This window comes from Rahnella sp. ATs2, assembly GCF_051851855.1.
Lineage (GTDB): Bacteria > Pseudomonadota > Gammaproteobacteria > Enterobacterales > Enterobacteriaceae > Rahnella > Rahnella variigena.
Genome location: NZ_JBLYPL010000008.1, coordinates 156,483 through 174,104, shown reverse-complemented (window position 1 = coordinate 174,104; position 17,622 = coordinate 156,483). Strand labels below are relative to the sequence as shown.

Here is a 17,622-nt window from a genome sequence, read left to right as displayed (position 1 = left end):
GGCTAATAACCTTTACTATCCTTTAATACAACACAGAAAATCCTCACATAGTTCAACCCAGACTAAACCATTTACTTTAATAACTAATAATAGTGAGTGGTCGGATTTGTAAAAGTATCAACAGGCCAGAATATATGATTTCACTTCTTTATTATCAACATGAGTTATCATGAAAAAATTTATTATTTCGGTTCTTGCTGTTACTGCATTGTCAGGCTGTGCTCAACAGACATTCAAATTAAATGATGGTATTGCAGAGCAACCCGCTCATGTCACCAGACAAGCTTTCTTCGTTAATGGCATTGGACAAGAACATACCATAGACGCAGCAAAAATTTGTGGCAGCGCAAATAAAGTTGTTCGTACTGAAGTTCAGGAATCAGGAATGGATGTATTCCTGCGTATCGTCACTTTAGGAATATACACACCTCGTGAAGCAAGAGTTTATTGCACGAAATAATAACTCCTGATGATTTTTTATAAATGCCTGCTTTAATTAATAATGATGATGATTAGCAGGCATCTTTAAATCAGATCTTAGTATTAATTAATTTTACAACGCCTGTTCTCAGTCATCAGAACGCGCCCACCGGCATTGACCTGCGATCTTGAGCTGTCTGTGCGGCAGTGAACAAGCAATAATCGAATTGCGGATCTCGGTGAACTTTCTAAGCTGCCTATGCGGCAGTGAACACATCACCGATTGCCATCGGCGCAAGCCGTTCTTTCTAAGCTACCTATGCGGCAGTGAACTCTGACTATCTTCTTGCCCTGAATGTTATTCATTTCTAAGCTGCCTATGCGGCAGTGAACGGCAAGACCGTTTCAGCTCGTATCAGATTGTCTTTCTAAGCTGCCTATGCGGCAGTGAACGCGTCTGTTTTGGCCTTGGCTTTCATTGCTCTTTTCTAAGCTGCCTATGCGGCAGTGAACAGGAAGGCTGGGGGCGCTTTCTATGCGGTTCTTTTCTAAGCTGCCTATGCGGCAGTTAACTTGTTGATTTTAAAGGGATATCACCCTCTTTTTTTCTAAGCTGCCTATGCGGCAGTGAACGCTGGTCACGCCATTGCGAAAGTAGCGGAGAATTTCTAAGCTGCCTATGCGGCAGTGAACGACAGATTAAGAATGGCAATTGTGGGTGCCTGTTTCTAAGCTGCCTATGCGGCAGTGAACATTTAGGTTTTCAAGTTTACGCATTGAACTGTAAAAGATTATCTCTGTTTAGGCAGAAATACCCTCTTTTTCCTCAAGCTTTTACCCACAATTAAAATCAATGAGTTAGGAACAGCCCCAAAAAGAGGGTTATTTCTGAGATGCCATTAATACCCCATCCCGGCCTTCCCCTTCGCAGGGGAAGGGGAAAGACAACACCCTTCCGCATTGGATTTTGCGAAAGAATCAGAACGAAGGTTTTATTCGTTCTGGACTGGCGTGTTCAAAAATCTTGCTGAACGGAGCGGCCTGAAGACCGGAGGCTTCAGGACCGAGTGAAGGCACCGCAACGCGGCAAGATTTTGCGCCACACACAGGAGCCGCGAAACATGTCCATCGTGCCTGCGACAGCGCGCAGTGAAAAGAGCGTGGAGTCCAGAGGCCCGCGCGACTGCGGGTCTCTGGGCCAGTGTGGGCGGCGAGCCCACGACCTTGACCTTAAGAGCTTGCCCTCAAAACCACGGCACGGTCGCCACCGCACTCAACCCGTATGCCCCAAACACCCCTTCAACAGGTTCTGTTAACAACGCCCCACGCCGGATAAACAATCTGAATGCTTCACCGGTCGAGAGACTTTTCACGTGAATAAACGGCAGTGAAGTGATTTGCGATTTGCTGTCGGGGATACGCTCAAGAGCTTCCTCTTCGCTTAACCGGCCTCTTTTCACAGACCGGCGGCGCAGTCTTTCTGCGCTGCTTTTCACCTGCACACGGCTAAAGCAGCAATGTTGAGCATCCGCAGGGACATCGCGGATTTCGCTGATAGCCACATGGTCATTCAGCCCCTTCATCCATAAGGTCTTGCCGAAGACTGTCAGCCTCGCGGCCGTACCGTGCAAGCGGATGATGTCGCCCGGTTTCTGCCTGTAATGTGGAAAACTGATGCCAATTTTACCCGCAGCATGTTGCCCCAGCGCGCGATGCAATTTGGCAAACAGCGCCGCCATCAGCAGATCGCTGCCAAATTCCGGATCGGGCAGAACGCGGATTTCCTGATAATTCTCCATGCTCGCCCCTTACTCGCCTTTCTCGCCGAAGACGCCGCCACGGATCAGCGTCGCCATCACGTAATGCTGTTGCTCTGTGTCTGGCTTTTTGTCTTTCGTCACCCAGTTATCCAGCAGGGTGTAAAAATCCATTTTTTGCTTTGGCTGGCGATAGGCTTTGCCTTTGCTGGTTACAGAGCCATAAGGTTCGACGGCAATCGGGCCGAGTTCAAGTTCTGCCGCATCGGGATACCAGTCATCGATTGTACGCAGCGCATTGCCGATTTTCTGTGAATGCAGCGCCGCAATGCCGCCCGCCTGATAGAGGATTTTGCTTTTCTTGCTTTCACGGCTTGAGTCTAAAACCAGTTCCTGTGAAGGGAATACTTCCTGACCTTCCCCTAAACGGACAAAAGCTTCAACGGTCAGTAACACAGATTCTTTGCCACTCAGCCCCTGCTCAATCACTGCCGCCAGTTCAGCCAGACTGCCGGTGGGCTGACTGAACTGGCGCAGATTGTATCCGTCCGCCTCAAATTCCCAGCGCTGATTATTGTGCGTGACATGAACGGCAATGCCTTCCGCGCCGATACGGTTGCGCCAGAGAAAACGCCCGTTCGCCAGGTTTTCCGCATAACGTGCGGCCAGTGTGCCAAAACCCTGTTCAGTGCGATAACCATCAATCACTGCAGTCAGTGCGGCCTGATAATCCTGATCGTTACACACGGACGGCGACGACAGATTGCCCAGCACGCGCAGGGTAAAGCGCAGCTTCAGGGTATCGGCATCGAACGGCAGCGCCGCGACATCAACACGTTGCAGGTTAGGTTTTTGGATTTCGGCATCCAGTTTGGTGGGATCAGTGGAAGCGGCATTTTTCATGCGATTGGAAATGGTGCCACGCACGGCTTTTTCCTGAATTTCGATCGGTTGCCATTTTCCGGCGTCGTTTGAATCCTTCCAGTTACCGGCAAACATCTGCGCATCTGAGTTTGCCAGTTTGCGTTCAAAGGCGAGGACTGATGCGGTTTTTACGGTGGTTTTGGTCATTGTGCTTTCCTTGTTTCAATGATTAGAAATCGGAGTGATCTTGTTCAGTTAAGTCGGCTTCCTGCAGCGGTTTAGCGTGGCTGCAGATGTAGTGTTCAGTGCCGGCGGGGTAACGCCAGATAAGCTGATGAATATCGGTGACACGGTGCGGACTGCGCCATTCACCGACGCCATAAGCAGCTTCGACAAAGCGGAACGGCGTTGAGGGATCACGGGTTTTTGCCACGTCGCCGGGCGCATATAGCGGCGAAATCGGGGTGAATCCCACCATCAGCGGCACCAGATAACCTTTCGCGGGTTTCGGCTGGTATTGCCATTGCACAGAGTCATCCTCCTGCTGTTCAGCACGGAAAGTAATCGTCGAGAAATCCAGCCACGCGTCGATCATTTCCGCCTGCGGATCCTGCGCCTGACGTTCGGTAAAGTGCTGCGCCAGCAGTTCTGAGCGGTCAACCAGCGCGAAACCCGGCAATGCGCGATACATTTCACGACGGGTGATGTTTTGTAATTCATCGCCATTCTGCGGCATCGCCATTACCCGTACCGGTTTCATGGAGGTCACCGTACCGCCCGCCAGCCGCTGAGCAACACACAACGATTGCAGATGTTGCTCCAGTTCTCTGGCGCCGCCATCGCCATGCGCAATGCTCCCTTCACACTCTGCAAACAGCGTAACGGTCATGTTCATCCGCCCTTCTTCATTGAAAGGCGCGGTTTTCGCTTCTCTGGTCAGCGGAATTCGCGTCAGCGCAAAGTAATGGTCACCCCGTTCGCTGGCCTGATAGGCCTGAACCTGATGCTGATGACACACCACGCCGCAGCCAGTGAATCGCAGCCCGTGGCTTTGCTGAACCTGCCGCGAAAGTGCATGGGTAAACCCAAGAAAATGCGTGATCGCCGGAAAACCGTAGGTCAGACCAGAAATCGCATTGGCGTTTTCGACCTGAATATGAGGCAGAACAACCAGATAACTCATTGCCAATTCTCCTGCTGAGCGGCATCAAATTCCCGCAGACGTCTGCGCATTAACACCGACCATTCGCGGAATTCGACTGCACCAACATTCAGCTTTTCGTCCTGTTTCAGACGAGTGTTGAGCCAGTGGGCAAAATCCTCAGCAATCTCACTGATCCACTCACCACCTTCACGCCGGAGTTTAAAATCAGGGTCGGTGCGCTGACGTAACGGATCGAGCCAGAGCTGGTGTGCCGCTTTCAGAACGCAGTCTTCCTGCTGGCTCCAGCCCTGAAGATCTGTCAGTGACTGAATCTCAGCGGCATAGCTGAAGATCATGCCGATCAGTTCATCCACGTATTCGGCGCGCTGCTGGCGGATTTCCATTGTGTTATCGCGTTCATACACCGTGTGCAGATAACGACGCAGATCAGAGACGACACGGGTGACTTTGGGGGACACCGCCGTCAGAAAGGTTTTATGTGAGACCGGTGGCTTAAGGGATTGCTGCCACTGCGGCGGCGCACAGCGCAGAAGATGATTTTTGCCGCCACGAGCACTGTTCAGGTAGGAGATATTTTGCGGCTTGGTGCCTCCCATATTTTGCACCGCGAGATCAGGAAAATACTGAACGGCTTCGGAATTCCAGAGCCCTTCACGTCGCGCTTTGCGGGCAGCCACCGAGGCTTCGCTGTAACGTGCATGGCTGATGCGCTGATACAAAGCATGAGCCAGTGAAGAAGAATACAGCGGACTAAGCAGGTGGTATTCGCCCGCGTCGGAAACGGGGAAATAAAGCTGTTTGGCAAGCTGGTGCGTCGAGAGCGTTTTATCCGACAGCGCCTGCATAAAACCGCTGATCCATTGCTGTGCCTGCATCTCATTTTCAGCTAACGCCGTCAGCGCCGAAAAGTCACCGCGTTTGAGGCTGGCAAGCAGAGAATCACCTTCGTGTTCCGTTTGCAGCAATTTCGCCACATCCAGCGCGGCGGAATTCCCTACGGCATCCACCGCGGGTGAAGGTAACGTTGCCGTTGTCAGATAAGCCGTTTCATTATTTCTCACTGTGCTGTAAACGCTGCTGCCTTTAGCATCACCATGAAAATATTTTACCGCGTGTGTCACCAGACTGATTTGCCCCGCGCGCGCGGCGGCATCGGTCAGCCAGGTACGAACTTCATATTTCTTTTCCAGCTCACGACGTTGTTCAAAAAGCTGTTGCTCGAGCCCGGATTTCTCTTCCGCGCTGGCAGCGGAAAGCTGCTTGTCAGCGGTTTTATTGAACGCTTCCAGTTTGAGCTGACAGCGGTCGTTGATGTAACCGGTAATAAACTGACTTAATCCATGTGTTTCCATGTTCTCTCCTTGATTAATCGAGTGCACCAAACACCCCTAACGCTTCGTGCCAGTGCCACCGTTTGTTTTCGTCGTCGGCTAAACAGATTTCTCCAAACGTTTTACTGACGCGGTCAAGTTCCCAGCCGAAACTGTCTGCCAGACCCTGATAGAGCGTTTCGCAGTTCATCTCCATCCACGGACTGACACCTTCGGCATATTCCTGATCAATGGCCTTAAATCCGCTGCTATCCTTCCAGCCTTCAGTTCCCTCATCCGGTTGTCGAAAACGCGGCTCGTCGCCCTCTTCCTCCAGCCACAAATAATATTGCTGATCGGGTGCTGACTGGCGGAAGGGGGTTCGCTGTTGTAATTCGCCGCACCAGTCGGCGTGATCACGCCACCAGCGGGCGGCATAGTTGTCGCCGCAGGGCTTTCTCCCAAGTAACTCCGGCCATAATCGTCCGTGTTCCATATCGGTCATGCTCAGCAGAGGATCCGCTGTTTCCCGCTCTTGTATACGCGGAATGGCGCTGAGAGTTTCGTATTCTTCCGGTCGCAGTAAATCGTGCAGGTCGTGGCTGGCAAAGGCATTACCGCCGCTTTCAAAACCCGGCTTGCAGTAGGCTGGCGTTTTCTTTTCCAGTGCCTTAACGTTTTTATGCAGGATATGAATATTGGGTGTTTGCGGGACTGACTGACGATGGCGCTGAACACGTCCGGCGAGCTGGATAAGCGAACGCATGGAACTGGGCTCAGCGATGGCCCAGTCGTAATCATGATCTCTTCCGATTTCCGCAACAGAAGTCGCGAGCACGACAAAAATATGCTGCTTTTCCGGATGCGCGGCCAAAGCCTTACGCACTTCTTTCACCTGCCAGACAGCGTCTTCGTCATGGCGGGTCAGCATCACATCAAGACGGTTTTCGATATGAGCCCGCATCGCCAGCGGATACTGGCTGTGATAGACGCAATAATGCAGTTGTAAATTTGCCGGAGACGGCGTTGTCATCAGACATTTTGCCACCGCGACCAGCGGATCGATGTTAGCCATACGGACAATACCGACGGTGAGTTTTTTGCCTTTGTGATGCGCATTGTGCAGTTCCAGTAACGACTGATGAACCCGCGCGGACACCGCATTGACTACATCATTCTCACGGGCGCTTTCCGGTGACACCGTGACCAGCGATGCCTGACGCAGCGGGCTGGCCTGTTGCAGTAAAGGCACCCGTTTTGCCACAAATTCGCGGTGCTGTTGTCCGTAAGATTTGCCGGTCATATGCTGACCTTCCGCGACATTAAATTCATCAAACCACGCGCAGCACACGTTCACCGGCAAATCAGGCTGCCCGCAGGCTTGCTGATACGCTTTCCGCCCTGCGACATACGCACTGAATAATGCCTGCACCAGCGCCGGTGCCAGCGTAGCCGATGAAAGCAACACCCGTGAACCCAGCATTCCCGCCCAGTTCACTAACCGGCACAATGCAGGCAAATCAGCCATATCAAAATCATCGGGTTCGTCGAGAACCAGATCAGAAGTCAGCAGCCTGAGCATCGGGGCAATCTGATGACCGCCGCGCAGGCTTTCACAGGCAGGCATCAGATGGTCGATCGTCGTCACCAGAACCGGCGCGCTGATGAGTTTCAGGAGAGCGTCTTTACCTTTGAGCCACTGCCCTAACTGGCCGGTATCAAGCGAACCGTCGTAACGCACATACTGATGCTCAGCAAAGAGTTCATCCGCAGACTGGCTGCCGGTATTCTTTATGTCGGCGGTATCGTGATGAAGCTGATGCAACTGCTTTACCGCCTGCGAGCCGATCAGCACTGCCAGATCTTCTTTATCGAGATGCAGTTTCTCGCCCAGTGCGTCACCGGTCTGTAGAGTCAGTGTCCGCAGACCAAGCGCGACAGAGAAACGACAACCACGTTTTTCATCCGCCAGCCCGTACATGATCCGCGCATTCGCCAGCGTTTTCCCGCAACCGGTCGAGGCCATATTGACGCCGAAAAATCCCTGCTGGCGGGCGTTTTCCCGCAGTCCGCAGGTTAAGTCGAATGCTTTATCCTGCCAGCGAAATGTCTCCTGCTGAGCGCGTTTTTTAAATCCTTTATGCCGCGTGATGGCCGGTAAAGTATCCCGCAGATAAGGCAGACTGCGCGCCAGCAACCATGCGTTCTGGCTAACGCCAATATTGTGCTCATCAAGATGTTGTCTGGTGCCGGTGTTGGCAATGGGCAAAAACGCCGGATCCTGCCAGCCCGCTGTCGCATCCAGCGAAGAGTACAAATGGTCAGCCAGCATCAGTACCAGCCGTGCGAGATGGCGGGTAAAACGATGTTCAGGTGCGATATGAGGCGAAGTAAACAGCGGCAATTGCAGCGCGCGTGCGGCAAATTTGTGCGCTTTGCTGCGCCAAATCGCGCTTTGCATCGGCGTACCGTGCGGGAATTGCCAGACAGCGCGTTGTTCTTTTGCCGTCCACGGCGCATCCATATTGGTGGAATTCCAGCACGGCGCAAATTGTTTATCCTGCCAGTGCTGAATATCGGAAAGTTGCGGCGGATTAGTGTAGTTATCGTTTCGACGCGGATACACCGGCAGGCGGTGATGCGAAACAATCAGCCAGGCCACCAGACGCGCGACCGGCGGCAGACTTTCCAGCGGGCTGTTATAACTGTGGCTGGCATTATTGCGGGCCAGGTTTTGTATCATGACGTATTCGTCTTCAGCACTGACATGCTGCAAACGGGTCAGCCATTGTTCATCGGTCTGCTGGCCGACAAATGCCTGGAATAAACGAACAGACACCCATTCGTGCCTGAACGGTTCAAAGCCTTTCCCCTTCCCGCGGAGCTTATTCTGGAACAACTGACTGGCTTTGCCAAAATCATGAAAAAGCCCGGCGATAGCGGCCAGTAATCCGATAGTCTGCATACTGTGAAAAGCATTTTCGCTGCCGGACTTTACTATATCCCGCTGCGTCGTATTAGTGGGTACCGAGCCTTTATCATTAAACTTACGAATATTTCCGACAACCCAAAGCACTTCTGTCTGATTATTTGATTTGATCCAGTGACAGGCCACCGCCGTATTTCTGCGCGCCGTTCTCTTGAGTATTCGCCTTAATGTATTCAGCCCTTCCATGGTTATCGCCGTTTGCCACGTCCGCTCGCCCTTGCGCTCAGCAAACTGATCGATGATCCGCCGTGTTTCGGTCAGCGCTTTTTTATTACATTCGGATACCAGTAATATATTCATGGTTGCTGGCTTATTTCATGTGCAACGTCCTGCACCGTTTCAATCATAATGTCGAGCGCATCCGCACGCTGGAAATTGCTCAGACAACGCTGACGAAATTCCTGCTCGTCTTCGCCGTTCATGGCAGCAATAAAAGCCTGTGGCAGGATCAGTGCATTTTTAATTAAGTCTGCGACATCAAATACCAGCCCGCCGCGCCGTGTTTTGCCATGCATGACCGCCAGACCGTGCGGCAGGCCAATAACCCAGACCGCCGTCGCAGCCAGCCCGTACGCCAGATAGTTGCCGTGATCGAGATAACGGTTAGCGACGTCAACACCGCCGCCGCGTTTTGCCCGCGTAAAGTCGCCGTAGCGCGCTGCCGTGGCGGCCAGCTTATATAAGGCTTTTGTCAGCACGGCTTCCTGCGCCATCAGTTCACCCGTGTTCTGGCACTGCGTCAGCCTTTGCTCAAACCGCTGCAACAGGGATTCTGTACGGGCGGTATCCAGCTGGAAAGCGTCTTCTCGAACCATCGTTGCGCTTAACCAGTGTTTACGAATTTGCTCACTGCGCACTTTCTGAAACGCCACTGCGGCGGCCAGCCGTTTCTGTTCATCGAACCAAAAACTGACCCATTGCTGAAGATATTCCGTCGGACGGTATTCACTCTGAGACGTCAGCCAGGAGACATTCACTTCGACTTCATTCGCCGAATAAAGTGGCGTTCCGCCGCCGCCACAGAACCCGACCAGCACACCCGCACGGGCAAATTCGCGCATCGCCGCCTGCGTTACCGACGTCCCGGTTCCCAGCATCACGACAGTGGTATTGGCGATGGGGATATTCCAGTACAGCGACTTGTTGCCTTCTTCCGTAACATATTCAACCCGCCCGCCATTAACCAGCACACGGCAATATTGCAGGTAATAAATATTAGAACGTTTGGAGTGGAGGATCGTTTTTAGCTCAGCAGGCATCAATGCGTTAGTCATTTTGAATTCCCTTCAATTTTAATAACGGGATTAAAATAAACCTATTTACGAAAACATCAACGCATTAATATATTCATATTTTGTATGTTCTTAGAGGTGATACTTTCAATTAACATCCCGGACAATGTATTAGTGAATTAATTAACTTGTTCGATTAAATGTATCTATGACGAGAGAATGAGGATTTTTCTGCCTGTACGGCAGTTAACTGAATAACAGTCAGACTTCTGACCTTCTCGTTTTTCTAAGCTGCCTGTCCGGCAGTGAACCAAATAAAAATGGGGCTAAATGCCTAATGCCATTCTAAGCTGCCCGACCCGTCCTGAATGGCGTTGACACATCTAACTCATGCATTGGGGAAAACGTGATGACTTTCTCCAGTCGATAAAATTTTGTTGGTTATTCAAATCCATATTTGATAATTTTCTTTAAATAAAAGCATTAATGCTAGGTTTTCCATCCCTTGTTTCAAGTATCTGTGCACAATATATTCGATATGAATATCCAGTAAAACCTAACTCGAAACGAATGACACGGCGGCGGGTGTCGCCAACAACGAGACTGGCTCCAGCCCCGCCACCAGACCCTCCCAGCAAACTCATACTTGGTATATCCCTGATTGGAAGTTCCCACTCAAAGCCGTTACGTGCGATCCAATGTTTTACATCACGTTCATGAGCATTTTTAAGCGCAGCAGGAAACCCCTTCGTATCCCTTGCAAATGCGTAGCGATACTCTTCCCACCAGGTTTTAAATGTTTGCGATTTTGAGTTTGCTTTGTATAAATCTTTATTATTTGGATTGGTTCCTACGTGGATCCATTTGTCTGCATTAGTATCTAACTTGTACCAATCTACTGTTTCAATCCATTGTAAATCTGGACAATCAATACCTTCGCCAGAAAATGCTCCCATAGAGCGTGACTGGACTTTCAACTTAGCGACCAGATCGAAGTTGTGTCCTATTTTTCCTGAATCTCGTATTGACTTAATGTTGCGTAATTCAAGTTTGTCTACTGTCATTATTGCTTTCATATATCTCCATTATTGAATGCCAGGCGTTTACTCCTGGTGTTTGAGCAGTTGGACAAGTCCGGGGTCACAGCCCGGTTGCATCAGTCTGGTTATAGATAATTTGCGACAGATTCTGTTGCTAAATCAGTCTCTTTGTTAAATGATCCCTCTGAGGTCACGCAAGTGGCTTTGCCTATGCCCATACTCCCGTAAATTCAAAAGTTTAATGAGTTTTTCGCTGTTTTTCTAAGCTGCCTGTCCGGCAGTGAACTCCGGGCAGCGCCCCGTGCCAGTGTCTTTCACTTTCTAAGCTGCCTGCCCGGCAGTGAACGGAAATTCCACACACTAATAGTGACGACAGGCTTTCTAAGCTGCCTGTCCGGCAGTGAACGCGGGGAGTCTTGCTCCGTGGAAAAAGACCGGTTTCTAAGCTGCCTGTCCGGCAGTGAACAACATGCAGGGTGATCTCTTCGTACGTATCCCTTTCTAAGCTGCCTGTCCGGCAGTGAACAACCCCCGCGCTATTATGATAAATTATTATCTTTTCTAAGCTGCCTGTCCGGCAGTGAACTGTTGGGTTTTCAGGTTTACGCTTTGAACGGCCAGAGGTTATCCCTGTTTTGGCAAAAATACCCTCTTTTTTTGTTAGCTTGCGCGTACTAATTAAATCAATGAGTTAGAGAAGGTGCAAAAAAGAGGGTCAGTATGGAGTTGTCATTAATAGCCCATCCCAGCCTTCCCCTTCGCAGGGGAAGGGGCCGTTCAGGGACTTTTTATGGTTTGCAGTAAGTGGCAAACGGCTACCTGTACGGCGATGCCCTACAACGCCTTCAATACCAACATTTTCTAAGCTGCCTGTTCGGCAGTGAACGAGTTCACATATAGTGTCCCCAACTCCATTGATCGGTGTACTGGATATTTCCTTTCAGATAAATCCACGTTATTTTTTCATATGCCAAACCAAAGCTTTCACTTGGATTAAATTTTCCCTGGTCGCTATGTTTGATATGTGGAAGCTTTGGATTAATACTTGTTATCAAAACCCCCTCCATTTGCATTTTGAAAAACTCTTCTTCAGCACCGGCTTCATTGATTTGATACCAGATAATTTCTGCAAACTGAATTTTTTTTGATTCACAAACAGCCCGGTAAAGATAAGGTGATGAGCAATCAAATTCCTTTTCCAAATGCATGGCGTGGTGTTTTCTGTTACCACTCAGTCGGCCTCTGTTTCCGTCAAAAGGAATTGAAACACCGTGAGTAAAGCTAAGCAGTTCAATGCTTCCTTCTCTGCCAATAACATCTACCCCTCCTTTGACAAGAGCGCCTGTTTCATCTGTCAAAAACAAGTATGCGGGAATAGCCATTTTTGTAACTCCTTTTAATCAATGCGGGTATTTTTTATATTCCAACCTTCCATTAATTTCATAAACATCCAGACTAATAACGTATCTTTTTGACTTTCCTTTTTCATTTCTGACGGTAAAATCTGCCGCATAAGAATATGTTTCTTTAAATTGATAAGTATCGAACGGTATACATCCGCTGGCTTTGATCTTTTCATTCTTTAAATCATAAACAGCCCATTCTTTATCACCATTTTTTCTTACTTTTATATAGTCGTATGTATAGGCATTTTCAGCATCGCGAGTATATATGCAAATTTGATTGTTTTGGATTTTTACTTCTGCAACTTTGATATGCTCTGGAATGATTCTGTCGCCATGACAACCACACAACAAAAACGCTATGGGTAAGACAGCTATTTTACTCACATTATTCTCCAGCCGGGAAGTGTGCTAATGTCACTTCATATAAAGATAATATTTCTTCATATTTGAAATTATCATACCGTAAAACATAGTTATTATTTATCAATTCACTCCATGAATGTAGACCATGGCTTTTCAACACATAATAATCAGCGACTATAGCTGCCTGCTGCTCTATCGAATAGCTGCTCAGCAAATCACCAAACAATTGATATCGATAATCGGCCATGAAGCTAAACAGTCCTCTTAGTCTTACCAACATTCCTTGCTGATGTTGCCAGACATGACACATTTCATGAATGAACGTATGTATAGCGTTAATATGATTATCAAAACTTGATCCTGAGAATGAAAAATCGTCTGAATAATATTCGCCCCGAAAGTACAATTCACCATTTGGTGACATCGCGTATTTTTCTGATTGCAAATTAAACGGGAAGTAACTTTCATCGTGAACCCAGACTTTGTAATAGTATATATAGTCGCCATAAATAGTTTTACATAGATCAACTTCACCTGACGTTAAACGCCTTACCGCTCCTTCGTTTTCGTCGTCATCTGACATACAACACTCCATTCCCTTATATATAGTGCAGGTATGCTATCAGCTCCAATTTTAGCTAACGATTGATAAGCTTTCAGATTTGTTGCAATTTGTGCGGAATTATCAATAAAGAGAAAGAGTTAGTTTTATTATTTAGTCGCGAGTTAAACAGGATATTATTCAAAGAGTAAATTGCCTATTTCAGCGATGCCATTAATACCCCATCCCAGCCTTCCCCTTCGCAGGGGAAGGAGCCGTTCTCAGGTTTATTTTATTTCGGTATATCGGCTCGGCCAGATGGTTTCGGCTTTTACGCCAATCGTTTCAGCGATCAGTCTTTCGCCTTTCGGCCATTTACGGGTTAAGACGTTTGAGAGCGTCGAAGAGCTTAAACCTGCGCGGCGTGAGACAGCCGCCATTGTTGTGCCCTTCTTTTTGATTGCCGCAATGATATCAGCCTGATGCCAGTCTTTGTTCATGCGATCACCTCACCGGAGGCATACAGCGAGCAGCGCAGCATCTCGAACCGTTCCCACAAGATATACGTGATGATCTCTTTTATCTTTCTGTCATGCAGCGTCATCAGTATGAAATTCAGCGCCATGCACTGATCGCAAAGTTCATCGGGTTCGAGATCGGCGTAATCAAATAAGCCGTCGTCCATCGGTATCCCCAAATTCTTGCGGTGCTCGGGGATGGGTTGCGATAACGTCGCTTCAAGGTATTCAAGCTCGTTTTGCAGCATGATGCAAAGTCTGTCCTGCGAACCTCTGTTTTGCGGGTTCACCAGCGCATTCGCCAGCAAACGACAGCGATCGGTGAGTGTCCAGGAATCGGGGGATGTTTCGTTGGTGTGAGTTGTCATGTCATTGGCTCCAGTTGAGGCGTTACGTTACCACCGGAGTTCCTAAGCTCATGGGTGGTAACTCAGACGAGGTTAGGAATCGGAAAACTGGAAACCGACCAGCCCTAAGGCTGCCCCGTCTGAGCCACCAATTGATATTACAAAAGTGATAAAAAATCCACTTTTCAATCGATATGGCGAAGCGACACGCATTTTCTTTTGCGTTTCAGTTTACCGGGTTCCTAAGCCCGACTGCGGATTTTGCCGCAGCGAGCAGACAATAACTGTATATCCACACATTAAAAATGGGCAAATCGCCGAGATGAGATACTGCTTCCAAGGAGTTTTTATGGTTTGCAGTAAGTTGCAAGCGGCTGCCTGTACGGCAGTGAACTACGCTCGGTGAGAGTGTCGTCTCTGATCTCTTTTCTAAGCTGCCTGTACGGCAGTGAACCAGTGGCATTGGTCATTACGATTGCGGCTTTGTTTCTAAGCTGCCTGTACGGCAGTGAACTATCATGTCGATGTGGTGCATCAGGCCTTTGCTTTCTAAGCTGCCTGTACGGCAGTGAACCGTTGGGTTTTCAGGGTTACGCTTTGAAGTGGAAAAGATTATCCCTGTTTGGGGAGAAATACCCTCTTTTTTTGAGAGGTTTATTGAGTGCGTGAAATCAATGAGTTAGCGGAGGCGCAAAAAAGAGGGTCAGCTCGGAGATACCATTAATACCCCATCCCGGCCTTCCCCTTCGCAGGGGAAGGAGCAAGACAACACCCTTCCGCATTGGATTTTGGGAAAGAATCAGAACGAAGGTTTTATTCGATCGGGAATGGCGTGATCAAAAATCTTGCTGAACGGAGCGGCTTCGAGACCTATGGCTCGAAGACCGAGAGAAGGCACCGCAACGCGGCAAGATTTTGCGCCACAGGCTGCGGTGAAAGAACATGTCCGTCGTGCCTGCGATAGCGCGCAGTTGAAAAGAGCGTGGAGTCCAGAGGCCCACGCGACTGCGGGTCTCTGGGCCAGTGTGGGCGGCGAGCCCACGACCTTGACTTTAAAGACTTAAATCTTAGTAACGCTATCAACCAGCGCCATTTCCTCACTACTCAACAACTTCTCAATATCCACCAGAATCAACATCCGGTCACCGAGCGAACCCAGCCCCGTCAGGTATTCCGTCGACATGGTCACCGCGAATTCCGGCGCCGGACGGATCTGATCCTGGCTCAGCGACAGCACGTCGGATACGCCGTCTACCACGATCCCGACGACGCGGTTTTCGAAATTCAGCACGATCACCACGGTGTTTTCATTGTAAATCACATCTTCCTGCGCGAACTTAACACGCAGGTCGAGGATAGGCACGATAACGCCGCGCAGGTTGGTGACACCTTTAATAAACGCAGGCGTGTTAGCAATGCGGGTTACCTGATCGTAACCGCGGATTTCCTGCACTTTCAGGATATCGATGCCGTATTCTTCGTCGCCTAAAGTAAAGATCAGAAATTCCTGACCTACTGTTTCACCCGCAATTTTTGCCACGGTTGCAAGTCCTGCCATGTTGTTCACCTTTGCTTTTATCTTTTAATCGGCCTGAGTTTTTCACACCCGGCGACATTGCGGTCACCGGAAGCGTTGCTGGTTATGCGGCAGAGACGCCCGTTGCCAGTTTGTCGCGGTTCAGCGACTGCAAGGCAGACACATCCACGATCAATGCCACACTGCCGTCGCCCAAAATGGTGGCGGCGGAAATGCCAGGCACTTTGCGATAGTTACTTTCCAGGTTTTTCACCACCACCTGATGCTGACCAATCAGTTGATCAACCAGCAAGGCGTAGCGACGGCCTGCACTTTGTAAAATCACAACAATGGCCTGTGTGGCTTCGGTTTTGGCCTCTTTCACATCGAAGACGTTGTAGAGCTCAACCAGCGGCAGGTACTCACCACGCACCTGCAGAACACGCTCGCCACCGGCCAGCGGATGCAAATCTTCAGCCAGCGGTTGCAGCGATTCCATGACGGCATTCAGCGGCAGAATAAAGACTTCTTCGCCCACTTTAACGGACATGCCGTCGAGAATGGCCAGCGTCAGCGGCAGCAGAATACGGATGGTCGTGCCTTTCCCCTGCTGGGAATGGATTTCAACATGGCCGCCCATTTCCTGGATGTTACGTTTCACGACGTCCATGCCGACGCCGCGACCGGAAACATCCGTGACTTTTTCTGCGGTCGAGAACCCGGCAGCGAAGATCAACATGCCGACTTCTTCATCGCTCATGTTTTCGCTGACGTTCATGCCCTGCGACGCGGCTTTCGCCAGAATACGTTCGCGGTTCAGACCGGCACCGTCATCGATGACCTCGATGCAGATATTCCCGCCCTGATGTTCAGCAGAAAGCGTCAGGTTGCCGGTCGGCTCTTTGCCGTTGGCAATACGCACTTCCGGTGTTTCCACACCGTGATCCAGACTGTTACGCACCAGGTGCGTTAACGGGTCGATGATGCGTTCGATCAGGCTCTTATCCAGTTCGGTAGAGCTGCCGAGCAGGGTCAGTTCGATTTGCTTATTCAGTTTGCTGGCGAGATCGCGCACCAGACGCGGGAAGCGGCTGAACACGAATTCCATCGGCATCATACGAATCGACATTACCGATTCCTGCAAATCACGGGCGTTGCGCTCAAGCTGTCCCATGCTGTTGAGCAAGTCGCTGTGAACCACCGGATCCAGCAAATCGGAACGTTGCGCCAGCATCGACTGAGTGATCACCAGTTCGCCGACCAGGTTGATCAGCTGATCCACTTTTTCGACGGCGACACGAATACTGGTCGATTCAGCGGCTTTTGGCGCACGGGCTTTCGCCGGTTCGCTGTTAGGCACGGCAGTCAGAACCGGTGCCGGACGCACGGCGACGGCGGCGCTTTCAGTGACAGCCGGGGCTGGCGCAGGTGCGGATTCAGCAACCGCAGGCACAGCGGCCTGTGTGAAACTGATTTGCTCCGGTTCCAGCACAAAACACAGCACCGCAATAATGTCGTCTTCGGTCACCGTAGTGATAAGCGTGGCTTCCACGCTGTCTGCGGTCTGAACCGGATCTTTGATTTCGCCAAGATTGCCCAGCTCTTCGAGCATGACAGGCACTTCCTGCGTTTTCAGACCGGACAGGCGGACACGCATCCCGCCTTTCGCCGCAGGCGTTGCTGCCGCGACGGGCGCGGCCGCTGCGGGTTCATCTTCCACCACGTGAAGTTCCGGCGCAGGTTCGCGCTGTTCCTGCGCGTCGAGGGCCAGTTGTCTCAGGGCTGCACAGATATATTCAAAGCTTTCTGCATCAGGATCCCGGGAGGATTTATAGGCGTCGAGTTGCTCCTGCATAATGTCTTTTGTTTCCAGAAACAGGTTGATGATGTCGGTGCTCAGGCTCATTTCAGCGCGACGCGCACCGTCGAGCAGGTTTTCCAGTAAGTGAGTCGTTTCCTGCAAAACCGTAAATCCAAACGTTGCCGCCCCGCCTTTGATTGAGTGCGCTGCGCGGAAAATCGCATTGAGCTGCTCAACATCTGGCGCCTGCGGATCAAGTAACAACAGATGTTGTTCCATGTCCGCCAGCAGCTCGTCTGCTTCATCAAAAAATGTCTGATAAAAATCAGTAATATCCATGCTCACGTGATCAC

Annotated in this window: 15 protein-coding genes and 2 CRISPR repeat arrays; of the genes, 1 reads left to right on the top strand and 14 read right to left on the bottom strand. The window is 50.2% G+C overall.

From position 1 onward, the window contains the following. Window positions 1–169: 169 nt before the first annotated feature. Window positions 170–460 carry a Bor family protein gene (locus ACJY2G_RS10555; protein WP_120162729.1) on the top strand — a complete coding sequence of 97 codons (291 nt, stop codon included), beginning with the start codon at window positions 170–172 and terminating at the stop codon, window positions 458–460. A 205-nt stretch (window positions 461–665) separates the two neighbouring features. Beyond that, window positions 666–1,173: a CRISPR direct-repeat array (repeat unit 28 nt; unit sequence TTTCTAAGCTGCCTATGCGGCAGTGAAC). Between the two features lie 491 nt (window positions 1,174–1,664). Here the strand turns inward: ACJY2G_RS10555 and cas6f are convergent. From cas6f to cheA, 14 genes are all read right to left on the bottom strand, one after another. Further along, complete coding sequence (gene cas6f / locus ACJY2G_RS10550; protein ID WP_430319707.1) at window positions 1,665–2,219, bottom strand: type I-F CRISPR-associated endoribonuclease Cas6/Csy4; 555 nt, start codon at window positions 2,217–2,219, stop codon at window positions 1,665–1,667. A gap of 9 nt (window positions 2,220–2,228) precedes the next feature. Further along, window positions 2,229–3,248: a type I-F CRISPR-associated protein Csy3 gene (gene csy3 / locus ACJY2G_RS10545; protein WP_430319708.1), complete on the bottom strand. Its 1,020-nt coding sequence runs from the start codon at window positions 3,246–3,248 to the stop codon at window positions 2,229–2,231. 22 nt (window positions 3,249–3,270) lie between these two features. After that, entirely contained in the window at window positions 3,271–4,224 is a 954-nt protein-coding gene (gene csy2, locus ACJY2G_RS10540; RefSeq protein WP_430319709.1) for a type I-F CRISPR-associated protein Csy2, read from the bottom strand. After that, on the bottom strand, window positions 4,221–5,558 hold the full coding sequence (gene csy1, locus ACJY2G_RS10535; protein WP_430319710.1) for a type I-F CRISPR-associated protein Csy1: 1,338 nt from the start codon (window positions 5,556–5,558) through the stop codon (window positions 4,221–4,223). The genes csy2 and csy1 overlap by 4 nt, the downstream gene beginning before the upstream one ends. A 13-nt stretch (window positions 5,559–5,571) precedes the next feature. Beyond that, complete coding sequence (gene cas3f, locus ACJY2G_RS10530) at window positions 5,572–8,805, bottom strand: type I-F CRISPR-associated helicase Cas3f (RefSeq protein ID WP_430319711.1); 3,234 nt, start codon at window positions 8,803–8,805, stop codon at window positions 5,572–5,574. Beyond that, entirely contained in the window at window positions 8,802–9,779 is a 978-nt protein-coding gene (cas1f, locus tag ACJY2G_RS10525) for a type I-F CRISPR-associated endonuclease Cas1f (RefSeq protein ID WP_430319712.1), read from the bottom strand. Before cas1f ends, cas3f begins: the two co-directional genes overlap by 4 nt. A 428-nt stretch (window positions 9,780–10,207) precedes the next feature. Further along, on the bottom strand, window positions 10,208–10,813 hold the full coding sequence (locus ACJY2G_RS10520) for a hypothetical protein (protein WP_439291693.1): 606 nt from the start codon (window positions 10,811–10,813) through the stop codon (window positions 10,208–10,210). Window positions 10,814–11,035: 222 nt separating this feature from the next. Beyond that, a CRISPR array of direct repeats spans window positions 11,036–11,363; the repeat unit is 28 nt; unit sequence TTTCTAAGCTGCCTGTCCGGCAGTGAAC. Between the two features lie 304 nt (window positions 11,364–11,667). Continuing rightward, on the bottom strand, window positions 11,668–12,159 hold the full coding sequence (locus tag ACJY2G_RS10515; RefSeq protein ID WP_430319714.1) for an Hcp family type VI secretion system effector: 492 nt from the start codon (window positions 12,157–12,159) through the stop codon (window positions 11,668–11,670). An 18-nt stretch (window positions 12,160–12,177) separates the two neighbouring features. Beyond that, entirely contained in the window at window positions 12,178–12,567 is a 390-nt protein-coding gene (locus ACJY2G_RS10510; protein WP_430319715.1) for a putative T6SS immunity periplasmic lipoprotein, read from the bottom strand. Window position 12,568: 1 nt separating this feature from the next. Next, window positions 12,569–13,129, bottom strand: coding sequence for a type IV secretion protein Rhs (locus tag ACJY2G_RS10505; RefSeq protein WP_430319716.1), 561 nt, complete (start codon window positions 13,127–13,129; stop codon window positions 12,569–12,571). Between the two features lie 245 nt (window positions 13,130–13,374). Beyond that, complete coding sequence (locus ACJY2G_RS10500) at window positions 13,375–13,587, bottom strand: helix-turn-helix domain-containing protein (protein ID WP_430319717.1); 213 nt, start codon at window positions 13,585–13,587, stop codon at window positions 13,375–13,377. After that, the gene (locus tag ACJY2G_RS10495) at window positions 13,584–13,973 is read right to left on the bottom strand and encodes a hypothetical protein (RefSeq protein ID WP_129638675.1); all 390 of its coding nucleotides are present in this window, start codon (window positions 13,971–13,973) and stop codon (window positions 13,584–13,586) included. Before ACJY2G_RS10495 ends, ACJY2G_RS10500 begins: the two co-directional genes overlap by 4 nt. 1,039 nt (window positions 13,974–15,012) lie before the next feature. After that, window positions 15,013–15,510 carry a chemotaxis protein CheW gene (gene cheW / locus ACJY2G_RS10490; RefSeq protein WP_013575095.1) on the bottom strand — a complete coding sequence of 166 codons (498 nt, stop codon included), beginning with the start codon at window positions 15,508–15,510 and terminating at the stop codon, window positions 15,013–15,015. An 82-nt stretch (window positions 15,511–15,592) separates the two neighbouring features. Then, window positions 15,593–17,608: a chemotaxis protein CheA gene (cheA, locus tag ACJY2G_RS10485; RefSeq protein ID WP_208644617.1), complete on the bottom strand. Its 2,016-nt coding sequence runs from the start codon at window positions 17,606–17,608 to the stop codon at window positions 15,593–15,595. Between the last annotated feature and the right edge of the window lie 14 nt (window positions 17,609–17,622).

Excerpts from the sequence above, each read along its gene's own strand:
- ACJY2G_RS10555 (WP_120162729.1), top strand. The coding sequence starts at position 170 with ATGAAAAAATTTATTATTTCGGTTCTTGCTGTTACTGCATTGTCAGGC.
- cas3f (WP_430319711.1), bottom strand. The coding sequence starts at position 8,805 with ATGAATATATTACTGGTATCCGAATGTAATAAAAAAGCGCTGACCGAA.
- ACJY2G_RS10505 (WP_430319716.1), bottom strand. The coding sequence starts at position 13,129 with ATGTCAGATGACGACGAAAACGAAGGAGCGGTAAGGCGTTTAACGTCA.
- ACJY2G_RS10515 (WP_430319714.1), bottom strand. The coding sequence starts at position 12,159 with ATGGCTATTCCCGCATACTTGTTTTTGACAGATGAAACAGGCGCTCTT.
- ACJY2G_RS10500 (WP_430319717.1), bottom strand. The coding sequence starts at position 13,587 with ATGAACAAAGACTGGCATCAGGCTGATATCATTGCGGCAATCAAAAAG.
- csy2 (WP_430319709.1), bottom strand. The coding sequence starts at position 4,224 with ATGAGTTATCTGGTTGTTCTGCCTCATATTCAGGTCGAAAACGCCAAT.
- ACJY2G_RS10495 (WP_129638675.1), bottom strand. The coding sequence starts at position 13,973 with ATGACAACTCACACCAACGAAACATCCCCCGATTCCTGGACACTCACC.
- cheW (WP_013575095.1), bottom strand. The coding sequence starts at position 15,510 with ATGGCAGGACTTGCAACCGTGGCAAAAATTGCGGGTGAAACAGTAGGT.
- cas6f (WP_430319707.1), bottom strand. The coding sequence starts at position 2,219 with ATGGAGAATTATCAGGAAATCCGCGTTCTGCCCGATCCGGAATTTGGC.
- csy3 (WP_430319708.1), bottom strand. The coding sequence starts at position 3,248 with ATGACCAAAACCACCGTAAAAACCGCATCAGTCCTCGCCTTTGAACGC.
- cas1f (WP_430319712.1), bottom strand. The coding sequence starts at position 9,779 with ATGACTAACGCATTGATGCCTGCTGAGCTAAAAACGATCCTCCACTCC.
- ACJY2G_RS10520 (WP_439291693.1), bottom strand. The coding sequence starts at position 10,813 with ATGAAAGCAATAATGACAGTAGACAAACTTGAATTACGCAACATTAAG.
- cheA (WP_208644617.1), bottom strand. The coding sequence starts at position 17,608 with ATGGATATTACTGATTTTTATCAGACATTTTTTGATGAAGCAGACGAG.
- csy1 (WP_430319710.1), bottom strand. The coding sequence starts at position 5,558 with ATGGAAACACATGGATTAAGTCAGTTTATTACCGGTTACATCAACGAC.